Origin of the sequence: Kaistia algarum, from assembly GCF_026343945.1 — a bacterium.
GTDB lineage: Bacteria > Pseudomonadota > Alphaproteobacteria > Rhizobiales > Kaistiaceae > Kaistia > Kaistia algarum.
Map to the genome: position 1 here is coordinate 811,209 of NZ_JAPKNJ010000001.1, position 24,508 is coordinate 835,716.

The window sequence follows — 24,508 nt, forward strand, 5'->3', positions numbered from 1 at the left end:
GTCCCGGAGTATTGGCGGCCGGCGCCTCGCTCGACCCCTGAACCCTCTGCATCAAGAGAAGGGTTCAAAGCCCCTACCCTGCCTCAACCCTTGCCATCGGAGCCGAAATGCATCCGAATGAGGCAGAGGAACCGTCCTTCGGCTTCTAGCGTTTCGTTTGGAGACAGCCTGCTGAAGAGCGGAAATTTCTTGGCGGCGACGTTTGATCGTCGCAAGGAACCCGAAATTAACCTCGATGACACATGAAACTGCGTTCTATAGGGAAGGCAGAAAGCATCGAGCAGAGGCGTACGAGTAAGGCGTTCCGTTGGCGAATTCGAGGCTGCCATTCCCTGGAGGACGACGCAATCCGAAGCGCGGGCGGATGGCGCTGGTCGGCCTTGCCGTCGTCGCCCTCGGTTCCCAGAGCGCTTTCGCCGTCGAAGGCGACAGTTTCTTCGACAAGATCGGCGACCAGTTCAGCGGCTTGTTCGGTCGAGGCAAGACCGAGCCCGTCATTGATGCGGTGCCCTATGCGCTGACGATCGACGTCGTCGACGCCGACCGATCGGTCCGCAACGCGGTGCGTGGCGCGTCCAACCTCCTGTCGCTCCGCCGCACGCCGCCTTCCGGCGCGGCCGGGCTGCTGCGCCGCGCGGCCTCCGATGTCGATCTGATCACCGCCGCACTTTACGGCGAGGCGCGTTATGGCGGGACGATCACCATCCGCGTCGCCGGCGTCCCCGTGACCGCGCCCAACGCGCTGGCCGCGATCGAGGCGGCGCGCGCCGCCGGTCCCGTGCCGGTCGATGTCACCGTCGACCCGGGCCCGCTGTTCCATTTCGGCTCCATCGAACTGCTCGACGCCGACAAGCACAAGCCGCTCGCCGACGTGCCGACATGGCGCCAGTTGGGGCTGCAGACCGGGGATGCGGCCGATTCCTCGGCCATTCTGGCGGCCGAGAGCCGTATCTCCACCTTCTATCGCGACCGCGGCTATGCCTTCGCCAAGATCGTCGACAAGGACATCGTCGCCGATCATGCCTCCCGCACCGTCGACGTCACCTATCTCATCGCGACCGGACGGCCGGTCCAGTTCGGCATGGTGACGGTCACCGGGACGGAGAAGTTGAAGAAGAGCTTCGTCGAGGAACGGGTCCGGATCGAGCCGGGCGAAATGTTCACGCCGCAGAAGATCGCCGAGACCCGCAAGGCGCTGCTCAAATATGAAGCGATCTCGGGCGTGCGCATCATCGAGGGCGAGCAGCTAGACCCATCGGGCCGGCTGCCGATCGATATCGACGTGACCGAGCGTAAGCCGCGCTATGTCGGCTTCGGCGCCAAATACGGCACGACGGACGGCGCGGTGGCGAATGTCTATTGGGGCCACCGCAACCTCTTCGGCGGCGCCGAGACGCTGCGCCTCGACGGACAGGTCTCCTATGCCAGCGAATTGCCGAGCTCCGTGCCGGATGCCGATCCGTTTGGCTACAAATTCATGGTCAGCTTCGGCAAACCCGGCATATTGACGCCGAAGGACGACCTCCTGATGCAGGCGGCCGTGCTGCGCGAAGTGACCAACGCCTATATCCGCGAGGCGATCACCTTCACCGCCAATGTCCGGCGCACATTCAACGACCAGCTTTCCGGCGGCATCGGACTCGACCTCGAAGCCTCGCAGGTCCAGGACAGCTCGGGTACCAACAATTACAACATCTTCGGCGTCCCGATCGATCTGGCCTATGACACGACCGACAATGTGCTGGATCCGACCCGCGGCCTGCGTGCCTCGGGCACGCTGGAGCCCTTTGTCTATCTGGGCGATGCCGGCGCCGGGCCGGTCATGGCCAAGGGTCAGTTCTCGGCCTATCACTCGCTCGACGAGGACAATCGCTACATCCTGGCGGGCCGCGTCGCCGCGGGATCGATCTTCGGCGCCAGCCTCACCGACGTGCCGCCGCAGCGGCGCTTCTATGTTGGCGGCGGCGGCACCCTGCGCGGCTTCGACTACCAGTCGCAGAGCCCGAAAAACGCCGATGGCGACATCATCGGCGGCCTTTCCTTCGTCACCGCCTCGGCCGAGGCGCGCATCAAGATCACCGACACGATCGGCGTCGTGCCGTTCGTCGATGTCGGCACGGCCTCGGCCGCCGAAACGCCGGACTTGAACCAGCTCGGCGTCGGTGCCGGACTGGGCCTGCGCTATTACTCCGCCGTTGGACCGCTTCGCCTTGATTTCGCCGTGCCGGTAAGCGGCGGCGAGGACCAGCGCGGCTACGGCGTCTATCTAAGCCTCGGACAGGCCTTCTGATGCGTATCGCCCGCCAGATCGTCGCCGCCCTCGGCATTCTCTTCGTCGCCATCGTCCTCGGCGTCGTGGTCCTCTTCGCTCTGATCCAGACGGGGCCCGGCAAGCGCATGCTCGCCTCGTTCGCGAGCGGGCTCGCCAGCCGGGATGGTCTCACGGTATCGATCGAGGACATTTCGGGCTTCGTGCCGTCCGACATGCGCATCGGCCGCATCACGCTGGCCGACAGCCAGGGAGCATTTGGCGAGATCGACAATCTCGGCCTCGCCTGGAGCCCGCTGGCGCTGATCGGCGGCAGGGTCAATGTCGACACGCTTTCGGCTGACCGCGTCGCGATTTCGCGCCAGCCGGTGCTCCCGGCCTCAACTCCTTCGGCCGCATCCTCCGGCGGCCTGCCGATGATCCGCGTCGTGCTCGGCAAGCTCGACATTGCGACGATCGACATCGGCGAGGCGGTCGTCGGCATGCCCGCGACGCTCGGGCTGACCGCCTCCGCCCGGCTGGTCGACCCGGCCGAGGGGCTGGCGCTCGATTTCGCCCTGACGCGCCGCGATGCGCCCGGCAAACTCAAGGGCCGGGCGCGCTATGCCCCGGATGGCGGCAAGGATATTCTCGACCTCGACGTCACGGCTTCCGAGCCGGAGGGCGGGCTGGTGGCTCGTCTCGCGGCCATCGAGGGCCTGCCGGCGCTGTCGCTTTCCGTCAAGGGCAGTGCCCCACTGGACGATTGGAACGGAAGTCTCGCGCTCGATGCCGGTGCAGCGGGTCGCCTGGGTGGTACCGGCGCTGTTCGTGCCGTCGATGGCGGCCGGCGCGTCATGCTCGATCTGAAGGGCAGCGTCGGCGGCCTGATGCCGGCCAGTATCCGTCCGCTCCTCTCCGGCGAGACGACGCTGAACGGCTCCGCCGTGATCGGCGCGGACAATCTCGCGACGATCGAGGGGCTGAACCTCTCCGCCGCCGGTTTCGGTCTCGCGCTGGTCGGCACGGTCGACCCCAATACCAAAACCGCCGATGTCGCCTTCGACCTCGTCGGCGGCGATGCTTCGCATTTCGCCAGCTTCGCCCCGGGCGTCGCCTGGAAGGACTGGCGCCTGCACGCCAAGGTCAACGGCGCCTTTGCCAACCCAGCGGTCGATGCCGAGTTGGCGGCGACGGGTCTTGCCGGCCATGGCTATGGCGCCGAACGCCTCGACCTCGCCGTCAAGACGGCGCCCCAGGCTGACGGTCTCGGCTTCACCGCCACCGGCACCGCGAGCGGCCTTTCCTCCGACGACGCCCAGGTGATGGAAGCGCTCGGCCGCACGGCGAGTTTCGACCTTGCCGGCGCGCTCGGCCCTTCCGGCGCCGCGATCACCGATGCATCGGTGAAGCTCGCCCCACTCGACCTCGCCTTTTCCGGCAAGGCGAGCGCCACCGGCGTCGAGGGCGCGCTGCATCTGCCGCGGCTCGACCTCGCCGCCTTCGCCGCGCTCGCCGGCCGGCCGCTCTCCGGCACCATCGCGCTCGATGGCAAGATCGATACGGGCGAGCACTTCTCCGCTGTCTCGCTCGATCTTTCTGGCTCCGCTCGCGACGTCGCTACCGGTGTCGCGATTGCCGACGGCTTCCTGAAGGGCGAGAGCCGGATCGCGGGCGGCGTCTCGCGCTCGGCCGATGGCTCGATCCGCGTCAGCGGCCTGAAGCTCTCCGCCGACGGGCTCGACCTCGCCGTCGATGGCGCCATCGAACGTTCGACCGCCGACCTGACCGCAAAGCTGGCGCTCGCCGATCTGAAGCGGCTCGACCCGCGCATCAGTGGAGGCGCCAATGCCGAACTGCGCTTCTCTGGTGGCCTCGACGCCCTCGGCCTCAAGGGGACGATCGACATCCCCTCGGCCGTCGCCATGGACAAGCGGATCGAAGATCTCCGGCTTGCCGTCGACCTCGCTGACCTCACTCATGCGCCGGCCGGCACGATCGCCCTGGACGGCCAGATCGCCGACAAGCCGGCCAAGGGCAGCGCGCGCTTCGCCACCACAACCGGCGGCCAGCGCATCGACGACCTCGATTTTGCCATTGGCGGCGTCCGGGCGACGGGCGGCGCAAGCCTAGCGAGCGGTATAGCCACCGGCCGCTTCACCGTCGCCGCCTCCGATCTTTCCGACCTCTCGGCGCTGATCCTCACCAACATCGCCGGCCGTCTCGACGCGACGGTCGTGCTCGATGCCCCGAACGGGGTCCAGCGCGTCGCCGTCAACGGAACGGCGCGCAACATCGCCTTTGCCGGCAACCGGCTCGACCAAGCGGACATCGATGGGCGCGTCCTCGACCCGGCAGGAACGCCCGTTCTCGACGGCAAGGCGACATTGTCGGGCCTCGTCACCGCTTCGCAACGTATTGAATCAGCAACGATAACTGCGAAGAGCGCGGGCAGCGCCACCGACATCACGCTCGACACGGCGTTCCTGGGAGCATCGATCGCCGCCAAAGCCAATGTCGCGCCATCGGCCGGCACGACGCGGATCCGGCTCGACCAGCTTCGTCTTGCCAAGGGCCCGGCGGTCGTCACCCTCTCCTCCCCCGCCAACATCACGATTGCCAAGGGCGAAGTTGCGATCGACCGCCTGGTGCTGGCGACTGGCGGCGGCGGCGCCACGATCTCGGGCCGCGCCGGCCAGAGCCTCGATTTGACCGCCGACATTCGCAACCTGCCGCTCGCCATCGCCGCGATCGCCGCCCCCACTCTCGACATCAAGGGCACACTCTCCGGCACCGCCCGCATCACCGGGACGGCCGCAAGCCCTTCCGGCAATTACGATTTCCGGGTGGCTGGCCTCACGACGGCCGAGATCGCCAAGCAGGGCGCCGGACCGTTCGACATCGCCGCGCGCGGCACGCTTGGCGGCGGTCGGGTCAATGTCGATGCCTCGATCAATGGTCGCAACTTGTCCGGCCTCACCATTCGCGGCTCGGCCCCGATCGGCGCCGGTAACCTCGATCTGCGCATCGCCGGCGCCATCGACCTCGCGATCGCCAATACGGCACTTTCCGCCTCGGGATCGACGGTTCGCGGCAAGGCCACCGTTGACGCCGCCATCCGCGGCACCACCGCCGCGCCAGCCGCTTCCGGAACGGTACGCGTTACCGGCGCGACCTTTGTCGATTCCGTCAATGGGGTGACCCTCACCAACATCGAGGCCGTGCTGACCGGCACGGATCGCGCCTTCGAGGTGACCCGCCTCACCGCGCAGACCCCGCAGGGCGGCTCGCTTTCCGGCTCCGGCCGTATCGGCCTTGACGCGGCGCAGGGCTTCCCGGCGTCGATCGATATCCGCCTCAACCGCGCGGCCCTGCTCTCCAGCGCGCTGATCTCGATGGTCAGCGATGGCCATATCACCATCGAAGGTCCGATCGCGACGCGCCCGAAGATCGGCGGCCGTCTCGACATTCGCCGCCTCGACATCAACATTCCCGACCGCATCTCCGGGGGACTGGATCCGCTGCAGGTCCGCCACATCAACACCGGCGGCCAGAAGACGCTGGCCGATACGAGCCTGCGCGCCAAGGCGAAAGCCCGCGCCGCCGCCACGAGCAACGGCCGAGCCGCACCCGCCTTCGTCGCCGATCTCGACCTAACGCTCGCCGCGCCCAACGCGGTCTTCGTCCGCGGCATGGGCATCGAAGCCGAATTCGCCGGCAATCTGACGGTTCGCGGCACGACGGCGAGCCCGGTGACGCTCGGCGCCTTCAATCTCCGTCGCGGCCGTTTCGACATTCTCGGCCGCCGCCTCGATTTCACCGAAGGCACGGTCGGCTTCAGCGGCTCGACCGATCCAACCATCGACTTCACGGCATCGACGACGACAAGCGACGTGACGGCGGAGGTCATCGTCTCCGGCACCGCCTCGGCCCCGCAGATCAGCTTCTCGTCGACGCCCAGCCTCGCGCAGGACGAGGTGCTGTCGCGAATCCTGTTCGGCAAGTCGATCAGCACGCTGAATGCCAGCCAGGCGATCCAAGTGGCTCAGGCCATAGCCCAATTCTCTGGCGGCGGCCCTGGCGTGCTGGACAGCGTCCGCCGTTCGCTGGGCGTCGATTCGCTCGACGTCGACGCCACCGGCCAGGTCGGCATCGGCAAGCGCCTCAACGACCGGGTCTATGTCGGCGCCCGACAGGGGCCGAACGCGTCGTCCGGCAAGGTGACGGTCGATGTCGACATAACGCGCAACATCCGCCTTCAGGGCGCGGCAGGTGCCGACGGTGCGGGCGAACTCGGCGTCGGCGCGCAGTGGGATTATTGAACCGGCCAAAACAAGACCGGCGAAGCGGAAAAATGCGCGCTTCACCGGTCAAGGGAGACCGTCCGGGAGGAGGATCGATCCGAAAGGGCGATCAGACTGGAGCTAGATCAGGGCCGGCCGCAATCGGCTCCAACCGATCCAGCTCCACGTCTTCGAACAAACGTGAGCGCGTCAGGAAGCGTTGTTCCGTGCCGTTTTCCAGCGAGAACATGCCGCCGCGGCCGGGAACGACGTCGATGATCAGTTGGGTGTGCTTCCAGTAGTCGAACTGCGACGGGCTCATGAAGAAGGGCACGCCGTCGATTTCGCCGAGCCGGACGTCCTGGTCGCCGATCATGAAATCTCCCAGTTGGAAGCACATCGGGGAGGATCCGTCGCAGCAGCCGCCGGACTGGTGAAACAGGATGTCGCCATGTTCCCGCCGCAGCGTGCGGAGGAGGTTGATAGCGGCGGGCGTGCCGGTGACGCGGGGGATGAACGAGCTCATCGCGGCCCTCCTGTCGTTCCATGGGGTGGCTGCCTGGATGGCCGGCACAGACGTCCGGCCCGGCGAAGCGTCGGCGGATTCGGGGGAATCCGCCGACTCTCGGTCAGCTACTAAAAGAACCCGAGTTTCTTCGGGCTGTAGCTGACGAGCAGGTTCTTGGTCTGCTGGTAATGGTCGAGCATCGCCTTGTGATTCTCGCGGCCGATGCCCGACTGCTTGTAGCCGCCAAAGGCCGCATGGGCCGGATAGGCGTGGTAGCAATTGGTCCAGACACGGCCGGCCTCGATGCCGCGGCCGAAGCGGTACGCGCGATTGGCATCACGCGTCCACACGCCGGCGCCAAGGCCATAGAGCGTGTCATTGGCGATGGCGAGCGCCTCTTCCTCGGTCTTGAAGGTGGTGACCGAGACAACCGGGCCGAAGATCTCCTCCTGGAAGATCCGCATCTTGTTGTGGCCCTTGAACACGGTGGGCTGGACGTAATAGCCGCCGGCAAGATCGCCTTCGAGCACGGCACGTTCGCCGCCGATCACGAGTTCGGCGCCTTCCTGTTTGCCGATGTCGATATAGGAGAGGATCTTCTCAAGCTGTTCGCTGGAGGCCTGGGCTCCCAGCATGGTCGTATCATCGAGCGGGCTTGCCTGCTTGATGGCGCGGATGCGCGGCAGCGCCCGCTCCATGAAGCGGTCGTAGATATCTTCCTGGATCAGAGCACGGCTCGGGCAGGTGCAGACCTCGCCCTGGTTGAAAGCGAACAGCACGAAGCCCTCGATCGCCTTGTCGAAGAAATCGTCGTCGGCAGCCATCACGTCCGAGAAGAAGATGTTCGGCGACTTGCCGCCGAGTTCCAGCGTCACGGGAATGAGGTTCTGGCTGGCGTACTGCATGATCAGCCGGCCGGTCGTCGTCTCGCCGGTGAAGGCGATCTTGGCAATGCGGTTCGACGAGGCGAGCGGTTTGCCCGCCTCGAGGCCGAAGCCGTTGACGATGTTGAGGACGCCGGGCGGCAGCAGATCGGCGATCAGTTCGGCCAGGACAAGGATGGAGGCCGGGGTTTGCTCGGCCGGCTTGAGCACCACGCAATTGCCGGCGGCGAGCGCCGGCGCGAGCTTCCACACCGCCATCAGGATCGGGAAGTTCCACGGGATGATCTGACCGACGACGCCGAGCGGCTCATGAAAGTGGTAGGCGACTGTGTCGTGGTCGAGTTCGGAGAGCGAGCCTTCCTGCGCGCGGATCGCGCCGGCGAAATAACGGAAATGATCGACCGCAAGCGGGATGTCGGCGTTGGTCGTCTCGCGGATCGGCTTGCCATTGTCCCAGGTCTCGGCCAGCGCGAGCAGGTCGAGATTCTGTTCGAGGCGATCTGCGATCTGGTTCAGGATCAGCGCGCGGGCGGCAACGCTGGTGCGGCCCCAGGCGACCTTGGCGGCGTGGGCGGCGTCGAGCGCGAGTTCGACGTCCTCCTTCTGCGAACGCGGGATCTCGGTGATCTTCTGTCCGTTGATCGGCGAAGAATTGTCGAAATAGCGGCCGGCCACTGGCGCGACCCACTGGCCGCCGATGAAGTTCTCATAACGCGGCTTGAACGGCGACTTGGTCTTGGCGCCGAGGAATTCGGGCTTGTTCATGGTTTCCTCCCATGGTGAACACGCCCCTCCACCTCAGCAGCCGCCGTGCCATTTGCCGGCTTTGCACCGCGTCAATCTTTGCTGCAGCACGGTAAGCATATGATCGTTCACGCCTGTCTTGGCGGCGGCCGGGCGGGGCCCGCCTCGGCTATGGACGAGTCTGAAAAATCGGTGCAACAGTCTGCGATAAGGATTGGAGCTTGCCGCAACACCTGTTGCAGAAAGCAACATGCCGGGAGGAACGGCCGATGACGATCCAGACGAGCGGCGATACTCTGCAAATCGCGCGCCGCCGCTTCTTCGGCACAGGCGATGTCCCGCAAGGACTTGTCGCCGAGCCGATCCTCCGTTCCTGGCAACGCTGCGCGACCCACGGCCTCGATATTGGAGAACGGCCGCGCATCGGCGTGATGAGCGCGGCGGAACTGAAGCGGGTCCAGGATCAGAACGAGCGGCTGCGGCGCATTACGCGTCCGGAGATGACGGCGCTCAGGGCAGAAGCGCGGCTGACCGACAGCGTGGTCATCCTGACCGACGCCAACGGTCTCGTGCTCGACATGGTCGGCAATTCCGACTTCGCAGGCCGCGCGGCGCGGGTGGCGCTCCGGCCCGGCGTTGGTTGGAACGAAAGCGCGATCGGAACCAATGCGATCGGGACGGCGCTGGTCGAGCGGCGTCCGATCGGCGTTCATGGCGCGGAGCATTTCTTCGAGCCGCACCGGATCCTGACCTGCGCCGCCGCGCCGATCTTCGATCCCCGAGGCGACCTGGTCGGCGTGCTCGACATGTCCGGCCACGCGGCCGTCCGCCATGTTCACGCGCTCGGCCTCGTGCGGCTCGCGGTGGAGCAGATCGAGCACCGACTGTTCGACCGGGACCTCGAGGGTCGCCGCGTGCTGCGTTTCCACAGCGATGCAGAGTTGATCGGAACGGCCAGCGAGGCGATCCTCGTCTTCGAGGAAGATCGCCTGGTGGCGGCCAACCGGCATGGGTTGCAATCCCTGAAGCTCGGCTGGGAAGCAATCGACCATGTCCGGCTCGACGAACTGTTCGAGCCGATCGCGCCGGGCGGCGAGATCGGCTCAATCCGTATGCGCTCGGGCACGACGCTGCTGGGTCGCTTCGATGCCGAAACGCTGCCGCAGCGCTCGCTAGCTCCGCACCTCCGGCGTTCTGCCGGCGAGATCGAGCCTTTCTTCAACGGCGCCACGCAGGCGGCGCTGGCGCGTGCCGTCCGCCTTGTCGCCGCCGACGTGCCCGTGCTGGTCCATGGCGAGACGGGAGCGGGGAAAGAAGTATTCGCGCGGCGCGTCCATGCGATGAGCGACCGGGCCGACAAGCCCTTCATTGCGGTCAATTGCGCGGCGCTCCCCGAAAGCCTGATCGAATCCGAGCTCTTCGGCTATGAGGAAGGCGCCTTTACCGGCGCCCGCCGGCAGGGCCGCAGCGGCCTGCTGCGCCAGGCGGAAGGCGGCATCCTCTTTCTCGACGAGATCGGCGACATGCCGCTCGCCCTGCAGGCACGGCTCCTGCGCGCCTTGCAGGACAGACAGGTGACGCCGCTTGGTGGCGGCGTGCCGGTCAAGGTCGATTTCGCCCTGCTCTGCGCCACGCATCGCCCGCTCACCGAGCTCGTCGCCAGCGGCGCCTTCCGCTCCGATCTCTATTTCCGTATCGCGCAATATGTCGTCGAGCTGCCGGCGTTGCGCGATCTCCCGGATCGGCGCGCGCTGGTAAAATCCGCATGGGAGTCGCTCGGCGGCGAACTGTCGGGCGGGACTCTGGCCGGGGAGACGCTGGAACGCCTCGCCGCCTATGACTGGCCGGGCAATTTCCGCCAGCTCACCGGCATGCTGCGCGCGCTGATCGCGCTGGCCGAGCCCGGCCGCCCCCTGCCGCCGGATGCGCTGCCGGCGGAAATCGCCGCCGGCTCGCCAATGTCGTTTGCCTCGCCGGCCAAGGCCGAAGCTCAAACGGAGCCATCGCTATCCGAGGTCACGCTCGTGGCGATGCAGGATGCCCTTGAGGCAGCCGGCGGCAATGTCTCGCTCGCCGCAAGGCGGCTCGGCATCGATCGTACGACACTCTACCGCCGGCTGATCTGGCGCGGCGGCAAGGGAGCTACCGCCTCCTGAATGTCGGTTGCCGCTTTTCCTTAAACGCAGCGCGTCCTTCCTTGGCGTCGTCAGTGGCGAAGCAGATCGTCTGGAGGTCGCGCTCGTATTCGATCGCCTTGTCGAGCGGCATGGAGACCGCTGCCTGGAGGTTGAGCTTTGCCGTTTCGGCGGCGATCGGGGCGCGGCTGGCAATGATCCCGGCAATAGTCCGGGCGCGAGCCAGCAGTTCGGCCTGTGGTACGACTTCGGAGACGAGGCCCCAGGCCAGCGCCTTCTCCGACGAAATCGGATCGCCCGTCATCAGCATGAGTGCCGCGTTGGAGGCGCCGACCGAATGGGAGAGGAAGGCCGCCATGCCGCCGCCGCCGATCCAGCCGAGCTTGATCTCGGGCGCGGCGAACTGGGCATTCTCCGACGCGATGCGGATATCGCAGCTCATGGCCGTCTCGAGCCCGCCGCCAAAGGCATAGCCATTCACCGCCGCTATGGTCGGCTTCAGCAGCTTGCGGATCGCGTCGCAATAATCCGAGCGGTTGCGGAACTGCCAGGGCGTCTCGTAGGTGTCGAGCTCCTTGATGTCGGAGCCCGCGCAGAACGAACGCTCGCCCGCGCCAGTGACGATCACGACGCGGATCGTGTCGCTCTCATTGCATTCCTCGACGGCCGCGACGATCGCCTTCGCCATTTCGGGCGTGACGGCGTTCAGCTTCAGCGGCCGGTTCAGCGTGATGGTGGCGACGGCGCCGTCAACCTCGAAGCGGATATCCTCGGTCATGGCGCTCAGTCCTTCGCCTGTGCCACGGCGCCGTCCGCGAGCAGCTTGTCGATCGCGGCGGCGTCATAGCCAGCCTCTTGCAGCACCGCACGCGTGTCCTGGCCGGCCAGCGGCGCGCCGCGCTCGACGACGGATGGTGTCTTCGAGAACTTGATCGCGAAGCCCGGCGTCTTCACATGCCCTTCGGTCGGGTGGTCATATTCGACGAAGGTGCCGTTGTGCTGGATCTGCTCGTCCTCGACCAGATCGGCATAGCCATAGACCGGGCCGCACCAGATGTCGGCCGCTCGCAGCAGCGCCAGCCACTCTTCGGATGTCTTGGTCTTCAGCTTCTCGCGCGTCTTGGCGAAGATCTCGTCGCGCTTGGTCCAGGTGTCGACCTCGTCATCCATGGCCAGGAACGATTCCTCGCCGATCACCGCGCCGAGCGTCGCGAGCTTCGGGAAGGAGACGATGATGAAGCCGTCCGATGTGGCGAACGCGCCATAAGGCGCGCGGATATAGACATGGGCATGCGGCTCGGCCGACCGGGTCTGCGGCTTGCCCGCCACCGTGAAGACCGATAGCTCCTGCATCTGGATTGTCGTGATCGCGTCCAGCATGTTGACCTGGACGAGTTGGCCCTCGCCGGTGCGCTCGCGGTGCAGTAGCGCCGCCAGCGCGCCCTCGAAGGCGGTGTAGGCGGTGATCGCGTCAACGAGATATTGCCCGGCCGCATTCGGCGGCTCGCCGGCCCGCCCGGCCGACAGCATCGCGCCGGACATGCCTTGCAGCACGAGATCCTGGCCCGGACGATCGCGGTAGGGACCGTCCTCGCCATAGCCCGAGATCGAGACATAGACGAGCTTCGGATTGATCTTCGAAAGGCTCTCATAATCGACGCCCAGCCGCTTCGCGACGCCGGGGCGGTAGTTCTGCAGGAAAACGTCGGCGGTTTTCACCAACTCCATCAGCACCGCCTTGCCCTCGGGGTTCTTCAGGTCCACCGCCAGCGAGCGCTTGTTCCGGTTGAGCGACAGGAACGACACATTGACCTTGTTGCCGCGCGCGCCGCCCGCCGCGACATGGCGCTGCCACTCGCCGGCCAGCGGCTCAACCTTGACGACATCGGCGCCGAGATCGCCCAGGCGCTGGGCAGCGAACGGCCCCGCCATGGCGATTGAGCAGTCGAGAACGCGGTATCCGGACAGGATTCCCATGTCAGCCTTCCTTGGAGCAAGCGGGCGATCGGTGCGGGGCATGACGGACCATCACGTCATCCACCAGCCGCCGTCGATGTTGAGGGTCTGCCCGGTGATGAAGCCGGCGCCGTCGGAGCAGAGAAACAGCAGCGCATTGGCGATATCGGAAGGATCGCCGCGCCGCTTCACCGCCTGCCGCTCGAGCACGTGGCGATTGTAGCCTTCCGGATCGGGGTGGATCTTCTCGGCATCGGTCGGGAAGGCGCCCGGCGAGATCGCGTTCACGGTCACGCCATACGCCCCGAATTCGCGCGCCCAGGCCCGCGTCAGCCCGACGAGGGCGCCCTTGGACTGGATATAGGGGGATAGATTGGCCCAGCCGCCGGAGAGCGTGACGCTGGCAACGTTGATGATCCGTCCAAAGCCCTTCGCCCGCATTGAGGGCAGCGCGACCTGCACGCAGACGATGCCGGCGTCGACATTGACCCGCTGGACGGCCTGATGCTCCTCGATCGTGTAGTCCTCGAAGGGCTTGGACGGATAAATCGCCGCATTGTTGATGACGATATCGAAGCCGCCGACCTCGGCCGAGAGCGCCTCCAGCGAAGCACGGAAGGCGCCGAGGTCCGACATTTCGAGGGCCGCCACGACAAGCTTGCCATGACCGGCGGCGTCGGCCGCCGCACGAAGCGCCGCGACCTTCGCGGGGTCGTGATCGACCGCGACCACGGTCGCCCCTGCCGCGAGGAAGGCAAGCGTGGACGGCAGGCCAAGGCCGCCTGCCGCGCCGGTATAGAGAATGGTCCTGTTCGCCATCGTCATCTCGGCATCGTCCTCAGCGGCCCGCGATCTTGCGGTGGTTACCCGAGGGCGCCGGGTATTCCTCCGAAGGCTGGACGGCGATCGCCGCGATCCTTGCTTCCAGGCCGGCCAGCGCCGCTTTGCCGTCATGGATGCGGAAGACCGTGTCGTAGCGCCGCTCCTCGCCATGCTCCAGCCAGATCAGCTCGCCGCGATCACGTGCGCCCTTGTGGCCGAGAACGTGGTTGGTGGAGGGTTCGAGCCCAAGCGCATATTGGCCCGACTGAAGGTTCTGCCATTCATACTGGCAGGGGAACTGGTCCTTGCGCGTTTCTACCTCGAAGGCGAGGCCGAGGCGGTCATTGACGAGGGCGACAGGAACGAGGCCAGCCGCATCGGCCTTCAATTCATGCTGCCAGACCTGTTCGTGGAAGTTCAGCTGCGGCGACGGCATCGTCCGGTAGCCGACGCCCTGCTGGCGATAAGCCTCGCCAGCATGGGCCGCCCAGACGACGTCCTCGATCGGGGCAACGTAGCGCGCGCCCTCCTCCAGCAGCGGCGCCGCGGCATTGATGTGGTAGCAGTACATGTGCGGCGTTTTGTAGAAGCCGTGATTGACGACGCGGTCATGGATCTGGATTTCGTTCGATCCGACCTTGGCCTCGATGCGACGGATGAGGTGCAGATCCTCGCCAAAGACGGTCGCCTGCTGGACGATGCCTTCCGCCCACAGCGTACACTCATCGCCGTCCCAGGCCTCGCCATAGCCGGTGAGGCGCGCGGGGATCGTGCCGACCCGGCCATGGATCGAGTGGCTCACCGTCTGGCGCGGGCCGTAGACATAGTGGTCGGCCGGCTCGTCATACATGAAGAGGATATGGTCGAGCCCGCAGGTGACCAGCAGGCCCGAGAAGGAACGCAGCCAGCCAAGGCCGCCCTCGCCCTCATATTCGTGCAGATAGGGGCTGCGGAACCCGGCCGGCGAGTTCCAGCCAATCGCCTGACCGCGATAGTCGCAATCGGCGATATCCATGGCGCGATCGACCAGGACGGTGAAGCGCAGTCCCGTGCCGGTGCGAAATTCCAGCATGCGGATGCCGCGCTCGAGCCCGTCGCCGAGCGTCATCAGCCGGACGCCCGCGAACTGCGCCAGGGCGCCGGAGCTTGCCGCTATCTCCCGCCGCGTCAGCGTCTTCCCGAAGAGCTGCACCATGTGTTGTTTCCCTTGTCGTTAGGCTGGCCCGACCGGCATCGCGGCAGCGGCATCGCCGCCCTGCGAGAAGTCGAAGGCAAGATGAAGGATGGCGTCTTCCGTCATCGCGGCGCGCTCCAGCGTTCCCGCGACCCGGCCGCCGGCAAAGACGACGCAGCGATCGGCGAGCGCCATGATCTCCGGCAGCTCGGACGAGGCGAAGAGAACGCCCGCACCGCTCTCGGCGAGGCGGTGGACGATGTCGTAGATTTCCGCCTTGGCGCCGACATCGACGCCATGCGTCGGCTCGTCGAGCAGCAGCACCTTGGGCTCGGCGAGCAAAGCGCGCGCAAAGAGCGCCTTCTGCTGATTGCCGCCTGAGAGGCTGGTGATCGGCTGGCGGATGTCACCCATGCGGATGTTGAGCGAGCGGGCCATGCGCGCCGCGTCGGCCTTCTCCGCCCCCTCGGCGACGAAGCCGAGACGGGTGAGCGCGGGAAGGCGCGCGATGGTGATGTTGGACTGGACCGAATGGGTCGGCAGGATGCCCTGGATCTTCCGCCCTTCCGGCAGCATGAACAGACCGGACGACACGGACTTGTCGGCACCGGCCCGCGACAGGAGGGCGCCGTCGAGCCGGACCTCGCCGCAGCGGGCGCGGCGATAGCCATAGAGCGTTTCGAGGAATTCGGTCCGGCCCGAGCCCATGAGACCAAACAGGCCCACGACCTCGCCGGCGCGCACTTCCATGTCGATCGGGCTCAGATGATCTTCGTCGGCGAGCCCCTTGACGGAGAGGCGCGTCGGGCCCGGCGTCCGCGTACCGCCGCGATACGCAAATGTCGCCGCCTTGCCGACCATGTCGAGGATCAGCTGCGACTTGCTGGTCTCGTCGGTCTTGCGATCGCTGATGAGCACGCCGTCGCGAAGGACCACGACGCGGCCGCAATTCGCCAGCGCCTCCTCGAGGCGGTGCGTGATGAAGATGACGCCGACGCCCTCGGCGCGCAGCTCGCACACGAGATCGAACAGACGCTGCGCCTCGACAGGGGTCAGCGACGATGTCGGCTCGTCCAGGATGAGGAGCTTCGGGCGCTCGACGATCGCCTTGGCGATTTCGATCAGCTGCTGTTCGCCGCTTCTGAGCCGCCCGGCCTCCATCCAAGGATCGAGATGCGCAAGCCCGACGCGCTCCAGCACGGCGCGCGTCGCAACCCCGAGTTCACGGCGGTTGATGAAGCCGGACCGGCCGGCCTTGTAGTCGCCGAGGAACATGTTCTCGGCGATCGACAGGGCGCCAATGATCGAGAGCTCCTGATGGACGAAACGGATGCCGAGTTCGCGGCCGTGCCGCACGGACTGGATGACGATGTCCTGTCCCTCGAAGGCAAGGCTGCCGGCACTCGGCTGAAGCGAGCCGGAAACAATGTTCATTAGGGTCGACTTGCCGGCGCCATTCTCGCCGATCAGGCCGATCGCCTCGCCCCGCTCCATGTCGAGATCGATGCCCTGCAGCACCCGAACGGGGCCGAAGGACTTTTCGAGCCGCGAGATCTTGAGGAGAGAGGCGTTCATGGAACTCTTTCGGAAAACGAGGCGCGGCGCTGCCGCCGCGCCTCCCGAGACGGCGATTACTTCAGCGGACCGTCGGGGGTCAGGATGTTGCCCTTGACGGCGATGACCTTCTCGGCCGGCGCCTTGCCGTCGATGAGGTAGTTGTGGAGCAGCACGGTCGAATCGAAGGCCTGCTGGAACGGGGCCTGGTCGATCAGCGCCCACATCTCGCCCGTCTTCAGATATTCGACATTCTCCGGCGTATGATCGAAGCCGACGACGCCGACCTTGCCGGTCAGGCCGAGGTCCTTGATCGCCTTGGCCGCGCCGAAGGGTCCGCCGGCCGTCACATAGACGAGGCTCAGGTCGGGATTGGCCGTGTACATGTCCTGGACGAGGGAATAGGCGATCTCGGCCTTGTCCTGGTTCTCGAACGGACCGACGATCTGGATGTCGGGATAGTTCTTCTTCAGGTAATCGACCGCCCCGTTCATGCGATTGGTGTGCTGCGCGGCACCGAAATAGCCGGTGATGACGCCGACCTTGCCCTTGCCGCCGAGCTTCTTGCCGATGAACTCGCCGAGCTGCGCGCCCGCCGCGTTCGCGTCCTGGCCGATGAACAGCAGCCGGTCCGATGGGGCGTTGCCTTCCGCGATGATGTTGACGACCGGAATGCCCTGGGCCACCGCCTCGTTGATGGCGCGCTCGGTGCCGTCGAAGACCGGCACGATGACGATGCCGTTATATTTCTGAGCGATCGCGCTTTCGATGCCGGCGATCACCACTTCGGCCGACAGCGTGTCGCCGAGATCGACATAGTCGACGGTCGTGTTGAACTTGGCGAGATAGTCCTTGGCCGCCTTGGCGCCTTCGGTCACCGGGATCCAGAACGGATTGTTCTGGAATGCCATGAAGGCGATGCGCTGCGGACCTTTGGTATTGTCATTCGCCTTGACAGTGCCGCCCTGCGGCAGCTCCTGGGCGATTGCCGCCGAGCCGAACAGCAGCGCGGCGCCGGTGCCCAGCAGCAGAGTGCGTCGTGTAAGCTTCATTTCAGTTTCCCTTCCCAACGGCGAACTCACTCCTCCCTGCCGCGTCGGAAGCCGTCGATTCCGACTGCAAGGATGATCACAAGGCCCTTCGTCACCACCTGCCAGTGGGCCGAAATGCCAAGCAGAACGAAGGCGTTGCCGAGCAGCGCCATCAACAGCGCGCCGAGCACGACGCCATAGATCGTGCCGCGACCACCCGACAGCGCCGTACCGCCGAGGATGACAGCGGCGATCACATCAAGCTCATAGCCGCGGCCGAGGTCCGGATTGGCGCTGGCGAGGTTGCCCGCGAGGATGATGCCGCCAAGGCCGGCGAGCAGGCCGCACAGGACGAAGACGAGGAGCCTTGTGCCTTCGACGTCGATGCCGGCGAGGCGTGCCGCCTTAGGGCTGTCGCCGATCGCATAGATATTGCGGCCGATGCGGGTATGCGTGGCAAAGATGTGGAAGATGAGGGCCAGTAGCAGCATCAGGATGAGCGAGACCGGCACTTCGACGATCTTGCCGGCGCCAAGCCACTGCGCCCAGCCCGAATAGGGAATGGGGATACCGCCGGTGAACAGCAGCGCCAGGCCGCGCGCCACGGACAGCGTGCCGAGCGTCGCGATGAATGGGTTGATGTTGAGCCGCGTGAACAGGAGGCCATTGACGAGACCGACGACGATGCCCGTGCCGAGGCCGGCGCCGAGCGCCAGGACCTGATTGCCGGTCGCCTGCGCTACGAAGGCCGAGACAACGGCGGACAGGCCGAGCACGGAGCCGACCGAAAGATCGAGGCCGCGCGCGATGATGACGAGCGCCTGGCCTAGCGCCACGATCGCGACGACCGAGGCCTGACGGCCGACATTGAGAATGTTGCGCGGCGTCAGGAAATATTCATTGGCGAAAGAGAGGAAGATCACCACGGCGATGATCATCAGCGCGACGGAGGCCTCGCGCTGGCGCAGGATCCGGCCGATGGAGAAGTCGCGGCCGGGTTCAGGCGCGGTCATCATCGTTCCCATATCAGGCTTGGTCATCTTCGCTTCTCAGTTGGAGACCCGGGCGCCGACGACGCCCGGGGATATTGATGTTCGCGGTATGGGTTTCGCGCGGCTCAGAGCCCGTGGGCGCGGAGCTTGCCGTCGAGGAATTTCTTGGCGCGCGGCACGTCGTCTTCCGAGAGATGCTCGATGATGATCGGGATGTTGGGGTGCTTCTCAGCGAGGCGCTTCAGGTAGAGATCGTAGTTCAGCGAGCCGAGACCCGGGGCGGGCAGCTCGATCTCGCCGACGCCGCGGAAGGTGTGGCTTTCGAGAGCATCCTCGTCGCCGATGTCGGCGTGCTTCTCGCTCTTGTCGTCGCCCGAGCGCTTCACATCCTTGGCATGGGCGATCTTGATCTTGTCGGTGAGCGTGTCGAACACCTGGTTCAGGATCGGATCCATGCGGTCGATGTTGTGCGTCTCGAAATAGTTGGTCGGATCCATCAACAGGCCGAGGCCGGGATGATCGACCTGCGCGAACATCTTCACGGTCTCCTCGACCGAGCCGACGACGTTGTTCACATAGGTTTCGAGCAGGAAGGTCGCGCCATGGTCATAGGCCGTCTGCGCGAGGTCGGCGATGACCTCCCGGCAGACCTCGAAGCCTTCCTCGGTCTTGTTCTTGGGATCGTGCACCCAGTCGGATTCGGTGTTGTAGGTGCCCGTCTCCGAGATCACGTAAGGGCTGCCGAGATCGCGCGCGTTGCGGATGATCTCCTTGAGGTAGCCGACCCGCCGGGCCCGCTCGTCCTTGTCGGGGTGGATGATGTTCGTATAGCCGGAGATGCAGCAGATCGGCAGGTCGTGGTCGCGGAAGGTGTCGCGCACCTTCTTCGCCTTCTCCTTGGTGATCTGGCCGGCGGAAAGGTCGACATCCTTGAAATGGAGATCAAGCTGGACCGTGTTGAAGCCGAGCGCGCGGATCTTCTTTGCCGTCTCTTCGAGACTATAGGGGAAATACCCCGTGAAAATTCCAACCTGAAGCATGACCGAACTCCTCCCTGAGTTACGATTTTCGTCGAAGTGTCAGACCTTGATCTCGTCGAGCCTGACCGCGCGCCCTTCCGCCATCGAGCGATAGCCCGCCTCGATGAGCGCGACGGTCTTCACATTGTCGGCGACGGAGAGCTCGGGGGCCGTCCCGTTCTTCACCGCATATTGCAGTTGCTCCATCACGCCCTTGAAGGCATGGGGGAACCACATGCTCTCCCAACTCGGCGTGACCCATTTGCCGCCGGTGGTGCGCTTCGAGGCATAGGTCAGCGTCGAGACCGCCCCGGTCGGCCAGCCGATCGTTCCCTGCGCCACGCCTTCCGTGCCTTCGACGCGCCACTTGATGTAGACGTCGCTGTCGAAACCTTCCTCGCGGGGGCCCGACCAGACATCCTCCAGCGAGACGGCGAAGACGCCGGATGCGAACTTGATCGTCGAGGCGGTGATGCCGTCCTTATGCTCGAACGTCGTCCGCGGATCCTTGCGGGCCGCCGTATAGATCTCGGTCGGCTCGCCGAACAAAAACCGCAGCACGTCGAGATGGTGCACGCTCATATTGGCGAGCGTCAGGCGGTCATAGTCCTCCAGGAAAGCCTGCCAGTGCGGGATCGCGTGCATATCGATGGTCGCGATCACCGGCTCGCCGAGTTCGCCCCGATCGAGGATCTGCTTCAGCACGCGCATCGACTGGTCGTAGCGCATGTTCTGGTTGACCGAGAGGATCTTGCCCGCCGCCGTCGCTTCATCGCGGAGCGCGATCGCCTCATCGAGGGTGAGCGACAGCGGCTTTTGGGCCAGGATGCCTTTGATGTGCGGCTGCTTCAGCGCCAGACGAATCAGATCGGGCTGCTGGTCCGGCGGAAACGCGATGTCGACGATCTCGACATCGGAATCCTCGATGAGTTCCTGCGGTGTCGCGTGAACTTTCGGAATGCCCCAGCGCGCGGCCACCTGCGCGGCACGGTCCTGGCTGCGCGACGCGATAGCTACGACCGGGAAGCCGGCCTCGTGATAGGCGGCAAGGTGGCACTCGGCCATGATCATGCCGGCACCGATGGCGCCGATCTTCAAATCTTTGACGCGGATTTCCGGATCGGGCGCGAAGCCCAGGGAATCGGGTGATTTGGCGTCGGACATTCCATCCTCCCTCGATCAGGCTTGGCGCCTGCATTGCCCGAATGATTGATGTTGATTTCTTTCGATGTCAACCTTTGATGCGATGCATCATTAGCTTGATGCAATGCAACAAAAGGAGAAGGTGCCTGACTTTTAGATTATCAATTTGATTTTATTTATTTATCTGGCCTAGAGCGACGACATCGCGATCGCCATCATGGCCGATCGAATTGACATCATTTTCAATCATTGCCATCATCCATTCCATAAGACGGCGGAACATCGGAACGTCGCCCATCAGGGAATGCACGCATGCGCACCACGCTCGCCGACATCGCCAGAGAGGCCGGAGTTTCAACGGCGACCGTCGACCGCGTTCTGAATGCGCGGGAGGGCGTGCGGGAGCGAACGCGCCATCGCGTTCTCAGCGTGGCCGAGCGGCTGGGCTATACGGAAGAGACACCACGACTGGTCGGCCAGGCGGCGGAGCTGGTCGACGTCGTGGCGCTCGATATCGTGCTGCCGGGCGGCGGCAACACTTTCATCAACAATCTCTCGGCGCAGTTCGCCGAGGCGGCATCCGTCCGCCCTGATATCCGCCTCCGCATCCACTCGATCGAAGGCTTCGATCCAGAAGGACTGGCGCGGAAGCTGGACGCCTTCCACGGGGCCAGCCAAGGCGTCGCGCTCATCGGGCTCGACCACCCCGTGGTGCGTGAGGCGATTCGCTCGCTGGCCGGCACCGGTGTTCCCGTGATGACGTTGATATCCGACATCAGCCATGTGCCGCGCGTCGGTTATGTCGGCATCGACAACCGCGCCGCCGGCCGGCTTGCCGGGCACCTGCTGGGCCGATTCCTTCGGACCGCAACCGGCAAGGTCGCACTTTTCGCCGGATCGCTGTCCTATCGCGGCCATGAAGAGCGCGAGATGGGGTTCCGGCACATTCTCGACGAGGAATATCCCGGACTTTCCATCGTCGAGCTGCGCGAGGTGCGGGACGATACGGAGCGCGCCTATCGCGAGGCCTCCTCGCTTTTTGCGCGACACCCGGATCTCGCGGGCATCTACAACATCGGTGCCGGCAACCGCGGCATCTCGCGAGCGCTCACCGAATCGGGCATCGCCAAGTCGGTCGTCTTCATCGGACATGAGTTGACCGAGTTCACGCGGCGCTTCCTGATCTCCGGCGTGATGGACGCCGTCATCGACCAGAATCCGAGGGTCGAAGCGCGCGAGGCGATCGATCGATTGGCACGGGCGGCACGCGGCGACGACCGTCCGGGCGGACCCTCGATCCGCATCCAGGCGATCTTCAAGGAAAACATCCCGGAAACCTAGGCTTTCCGTGCCTCCCCGGACCCGTTACAGGCCTGCAACACCCTGGGGAAAGACACAATTCGAGTCATGGCTACAACGCTTCGTTAACGCTGACTTCCTATCCCTTGAGGGGCCAGCAGACGGCGGGCAAGACACCGAGCCAGGGCACCGAGAAACATGCGATCTTCCACGCGGCCTCCCTTTTCGAACGACGGCAACGATCCCGACCGGAACCGTTCTGCTTCGCCGGGCGATCGACCGCTGGAGCGAGGGAATCCGAAGCCGCAAGCCGCCGCGGCGACGCCGAATCCCACCCGAATCGAGCCATCGCTTTCGGACGCCATCGAAGCCGCCACGCTCGATACCGTGCCGAGCTGGCTGCGCCCCTTCACCTATACGCCGACGACCCGCTTCACGCGGACGCCCGACTATCTGATGCGCCCGCGCGCAGCCGAATCGGAGCCGGAAGGACGACCGGCCGTCGCTGCCCAGCCGGCGACGACCGAGGCCGAGCCTCGCGCCGCGCAGCCCAGGACGGCGCCACCGGTAGCGGTTCAGCCGGTTCCCCCGCCGGCCGCCGCGGTGCAGGCTCCTGCTATCCAACCGCCGGCAGCACAGCCGGCGGGTCCGACACCGCCGATCAGCGTGCAGAAGGTCGCCCGCATGATCCGCACAGATGTCGTCGCGCCACCGCCGCGCAACATCGTCAAGGACGAGCGACGGCCCTTGTCGCCGATCGAGCAGCGCCGCGCCGCAGCGCGTGCGGCCGCGGCCGAAGCAGAAATCCGCGATCGCGAGATGGCCGCGCCCAGCATCCTGCCGATCGAGGCACCATTGCGCGCCTCGGTCCGCGTCTCGTTCGACTGGCCCGTCGCCGACGCACCGGAGCCTCGCACGGTGGCGCCAGCGGCTGCAGCGCATGCCGCCGAGGTCGCGCCGACACCGGTAAACGAGAGCCTGCCGCCGCGCCAGGAGCGCGTGCGCGGCGCTTCGGACGAATATGAATTTCCGCCGCTCGAGCTTCTGGCCGAGCCGCCGGAGGTCGAGCCCGACTTCGAGCTCTCGGAGGAGTTTCTCAACAAGAACTCCGTGACGCTGCAGCAGACCCTGCGCGATTTCGGCATTCGCGGCGAGATCATCGACGCCAATCCGGGGCCGGTCGTTACGCTCTATGAACTGGAGCCGGCGCCGGGAACCAAGTCCTCGCGCGTCATCGCACTTTCCGGCGACATCGCCCGCTCGATGAGCGCGGTTTCGGCCCGCGTCGCCGTGGTCGAAGGTCGCAACGTCATCGGCATCGAACTGCCGAATGCCAAGCGCGAGACAGTCTGGCTGCGCGAATTGCTTTCAAGCCAGGAATTCGCAGCGGCGAAGGCCAAGCTCGGCCTTTGCCTCGGCAAGACAATTGGCGGCGAACCCGTGATCGCCGACCTCGCCAAGATGCCGCATCTGCTCGTCGCCGGGACGACCGGTTCCGGCAAGTCGGTGGCGATCAACACCATGATCCTCTCGCTGCTCTATCAGTACCAGCCCGAGGACTGCCGGCTGATCATGATCGACCCGAAGATGCTGGAACTCTCCGTCTATGACGGCATTCCGCATCTCCTGACCCCGGTCGTCACCGATCCGCGCAAGGCCGTCGTGGCGTTGAAATGGGCGGTGCGCGAGATGGAGGAGCGCTATCGCAAGATGTCGCGCCTCGGCGTCCGGAACATTGACGGCTTCAACGCCCGCGTTGCCGAGGCAGCCGAGCGCGACGAGGTGATCACGCGCCAGATCGCGACCGGCTTCGACAAGGAGACGGGCGACACGGTCTATGAGGAAGAGGTCATGGACCTCTCCCGCCTGCCCTATATTGTCGTCATCGTCGACGAGATGGCCGATCTGATGATGGTCGCCGGCAAGGACATCGAAGGCGCGATCCAGCGCCTCGCCCAGATGGCCCGCGCCGCCGGCATCCACATCGTCATGGCAACGCAGCGCCCCTCGGTCGATGTCATCACCGGCACGATCAAGGCCAACTTCCCGACGCGCATCTCCTTCCAGGTGACCTCGAAGATCGACAGCCGCACCATTCTCGGCGAAATGGGCGCCGAGCAGCTGCTCGGCCAGGGCGACATGCTCTACATGGCCGGCGGCGGCCGCATCACCCGCGTGCATGGCCCGTTCGTCTCGGATCACGAAGTCGAGCAGGTCGTCGCGCATCTGAAGCTGCAGGCGCGGCCGGAATATCTCGACGAGGTCACGCACGACGAGGAGGATTCCCCGGCTCCGGCGCCGGCGGCATCCGAAGAAGGCGCCGTGTTCGACAAAGGTTCCTTCGGCGACGACAGCGGCGATCTCTACGATCAGGCGGTCTCGATCGTCCTGCGCGACCGCAAGGCCTCGACCTCCTACATCCAGCGCCGCCTCCAGATCGGCTACAACAAGGCCGCATCGATCATGGAACGCATGGAGCAGGAAGGCATTGTCGGCGCAGCCAACCATGCGGGGAAACGCGAAATCTTCCGCGACAACCGATAGTTATCGAACCCATCGTTTCAGTTTTCGTGGCGCCGCAGCATACCGATGCTGCGGCGCCACATTCGTTTACGTTGCCGGTTTGTGCGACTCGGCAGATGATCCGTGTGCGATTTGACTTCGATCATGAATCGATGGGGACAACTCGTCTACGTGGCTAGATACGCAGACTAGT

At 65.5% G+C, this 24,508-nt stretch carries 16 protein-coding genes; 5 read left to right on the plus strand and 11 right to left on the minus strand.

What is annotated here, in order from left to right; genetic code table 11:
* Positions 1-364 precede the first annotated feature (364 nt).
* Both OSH05_RS04035 and OSH05_RS04040 read left to right on the plus strand, forming a co-directional pair.
* Entirely contained in the window at positions 365-2,290 is a 1,926-nt protein-coding gene (locus tag OSH05_RS04035; RefSeq protein ID WP_104217461.1) for an autotransporter assembly complex protein TamA, read from the plus strand.
* Complete coding sequence (locus tag OSH05_RS04040) at positions 2,290-6,570, plus strand: translocation/assembly module TamB domain-containing protein (RefSeq protein ID WP_104217460.1); 4,281 nt, start codon at positions 2,290-2,292, stop codon at positions 6,568-6,570. Before OSH05_RS04035 ends, OSH05_RS04040 begins: the two co-directional genes overlap by 1 nt.
* Positions 6,571-6,661: 91 nt before the next feature.
* Here OSH05_RS04040 and OSH05_RS04045 read toward each other — a convergent pair whose 3' ends face one another.
* Positions 6,662-7,057 carry a DUF779 domain-containing protein gene (locus OSH05_RS04045; protein WP_104217459.1) on the minus strand — a complete coding sequence of 132 codons (396 nt, stop codon included), beginning with the start codon at positions 7,055-7,057 and terminating at the stop codon, positions 6,662-6,664.
* A 110-nt stretch (positions 7,058-7,167) separates the two neighbouring features.
* Positions 7,168-8,688, minus strand: a complete 1,521-nt coding sequence (adh, locus tag OSH05_RS04050; protein WP_104217458.1) for an aldehyde dehydrogenase — start codon at positions 8,686-8,688, stop codon at positions 7,168-7,170.
* Positions 8,689-8,936: 248 nt separating this feature from the next.
* On the opposite strand from adh, the gene OSH05_RS04055 reads away from it, so the two are divergent.
* Entirely contained in the window at positions 8,937-10,823 is a 1,887-nt protein-coding gene (locus tag OSH05_RS04055) for a sigma-54-dependent Fis family transcriptional regulator (protein WP_104217457.1), read from the plus strand.
* On the opposite strand, the gene OSH05_RS04060 is transcribed toward OSH05_RS04055, so the two are convergent.
* The 9 genes from OSH05_RS04060 to OSH05_RS04100 form a co-directional block, all read right to left on the minus strand.
* Positions 10,810-11,580, minus strand: coding sequence for an enoyl-CoA hydratase/isomerase family protein (locus tag OSH05_RS04060; protein WP_104217456.1), 771 nt, complete (start codon positions 11,578-11,580; stop codon positions 10,810-10,812). The genes OSH05_RS04055 and OSH05_RS04060 overlap by 14 nt on opposite strands.
* Positions 11,581-11,585: 5 nt before the next feature.
* Positions 11,586-12,779: a CaiB/BaiF CoA transferase family protein gene (locus OSH05_RS04065; RefSeq protein WP_104217455.1), complete on the minus strand. Its 1,194-nt coding sequence runs from the start codon at positions 12,777-12,779 to the stop codon at positions 11,586-11,588.
* 51 nt (positions 12,780-12,830) lie between these two features.
* The gene (locus OSH05_RS04070; protein ID WP_104217454.1) at positions 12,831-13,583 is read right to left on the minus strand and encodes an SDR family NAD(P)-dependent oxidoreductase; all 753 of its coding nucleotides are present in this window, start codon (positions 13,581-13,583) and stop codon (positions 12,831-12,833) included.
* 13 nt (positions 13,584-13,596) lie between these two features.
* Positions 13,597-14,775, minus strand: a complete 1,179-nt coding sequence (locus tag OSH05_RS04075; RefSeq protein ID WP_104217453.1) for an aldose 1-epimerase family protein — start codon at positions 14,773-14,775, stop codon at positions 13,597-13,599.
* Positions 14,776-14,793: 18 nt separating this feature from the next.
* A complete protein-coding gene (locus OSH05_RS04080; RefSeq protein WP_266352048.1) occupies positions 14,794-16,329 on the minus strand; it encodes a sugar ABC transporter ATP-binding protein in 1,536 nt (511 codons plus the stop codon).
* 56 nt (positions 16,330-16,385) lie between these two features.
* The gene (locus tag OSH05_RS04085) at positions 16,386-17,360 is read right to left on the minus strand and encodes a sugar ABC transporter substrate-binding protein (RefSeq protein ID WP_104217452.1); all 975 of its coding nucleotides are present in this window, start codon (positions 17,358-17,360) and stop codon (positions 16,386-16,388) included.
* Positions 17,361-17,386: 26 nt separating this feature from the next.
* Entirely contained in the window at positions 17,387-18,352 is a 966-nt protein-coding gene (locus OSH05_RS04090; RefSeq protein ID WP_104217692.1) for an ABC transporter permease, read from the minus strand.
* 104 nt (positions 18,353-18,456) lie between these two features.
* Positions 18,457-19,371: a sugar phosphate isomerase/epimerase family protein gene (locus tag OSH05_RS04095; RefSeq protein ID WP_104217451.1), complete on the minus strand. Its 915-nt coding sequence runs from the start codon at positions 19,369-19,371 to the stop codon at positions 18,457-18,459.
* Between the two features lie 39 nt (positions 19,372-19,410).
* Entirely contained in the window at positions 19,411-20,514 is a 1,104-nt protein-coding gene (locus OSH05_RS04100) for a Gfo/Idh/MocA family protein (protein ID WP_104217450.1), read from the minus strand.
* Between the two features lie 291 nt (positions 20,515-20,805).
* Here OSH05_RS04100 and OSH05_RS04105 point away from each other — a divergent pair, with 291 nt between their 5' ends.
* Both OSH05_RS04105 and OSH05_RS04110 read left to right on the plus strand, forming a co-directional pair.
* Positions 20,806-21,834, plus strand: a complete 1,029-nt coding sequence (locus tag OSH05_RS04105) for a LacI family DNA-binding transcriptional regulator (RefSeq protein WP_104217449.1) — start codon at positions 20,806-20,808, stop codon at positions 21,832-21,834.
* A gap of 156 nt (positions 21,835-21,990) precedes the next feature.
* On the plus strand, positions 21,991-24,336 hold the full coding sequence (locus OSH05_RS04110) for a DNA translocase FtsK (protein WP_266352049.1): 2,346 nt from the start codon (positions 21,991-21,993) through the stop codon (positions 24,334-24,336).
* Positions 24,337-24,508: the final 172 nt, after the last annotated feature.

Coding starts and splice junctions, on each gene's coding strand:
- OSH05_RS04035 (WP_104217461.1), top strand. CDS start 365: ATGGCGCTGGTCGGCCTTGCCGTCGTCGCCCTCGGTTCCCAGAGCGCT.
- OSH05_RS04040 (WP_104217460.1), top strand. CDS start 2,290: ATGCGTATCGCCCGCCAGATCGTCGCCGCCCTCGGCATTCTCTTCGTC.
- OSH05_RS04045 (WP_104217459.1), bottom strand. CDS start 7,057: ATGAGCTCGTTCATCCCCCGCGTCACCGGCACGCCCGCCGCTATCAAC.
- adh (WP_104217458.1), bottom strand. CDS start 8,688: ATGAACAAGCCCGAATTCCTCGGCGCCAAGACCAAGTCGCCGTTCAAG.
- OSH05_RS04055 (WP_104217457.1), top strand. CDS start 8,937: ATGACGATCCAGACGAGCGGCGATACTCTGCAAATCGCGCGCCGCCGC.
- OSH05_RS04060 (WP_104217456.1), bottom strand. CDS start 11,580: ATGACCGAGGATATCCGCTTCGAGGTTGACGGCGCCGTCGCCACCATC.
- OSH05_RS04065 (WP_104217455.1), bottom strand. CDS start 12,779: ATGGGAATCCTGTCCGGATACCGCGTTCTCGACTGCTCAATCGCCATG.
- OSH05_RS04070 (WP_104217454.1), bottom strand. CDS start 13,583: ATGACGATGGCGAACAGGACCATTCTCTATACCGGCGCGGCAGGCGGC.
- OSH05_RS04075 (WP_104217453.1), bottom strand. CDS start 14,775: ATGGTGCAGCTCTTCGGGAAGACGCTGACGCGGCGGGAGATAGCGGCA.
- OSH05_RS04080 (WP_266352048.1), bottom strand. CDS start 16,329: ATGAACGCCTCTCTCCTCAAGATCTCGCGGCTCGAAAAGTCCTTCGGC.
- OSH05_RS04085 (WP_104217452.1), bottom strand. CDS start 17,360: ATGAAGCTTACACGACGCACTCTGCTGCTGGGCACCGGCGCCGCGCTG.
- OSH05_RS04090 (WP_104217692.1), bottom strand. CDS start 18,352: ATGACCGCGCCTGAACCCGGCCGCGACTTCTCCATCGGCCGGATCCTG.
- OSH05_RS04095 (WP_104217451.1), bottom strand. CDS start 19,371: ATGCTTCAGGTTGGAATTTTCACGGGGTATTTCCCCTATAGTCTCGAA.
- OSH05_RS04100 (WP_104217450.1), bottom strand. CDS start 20,514: ATGTCCGACGCCAAATCACCCGATTCCCTGGGCTTCGCGCCCGATCCG.
- OSH05_RS04105 (WP_104217449.1), top strand. CDS start 20,806: ATGCGCACCACGCTCGCCGACATCGCCAGAGAGGCCGGAGTTTCAACG.
- OSH05_RS04110 (WP_266352049.1), top strand. CDS start 21,991: ATGCGATCTTCCACGCGGCCTCCCTTTTCGAACGACGGCAACGATCCC.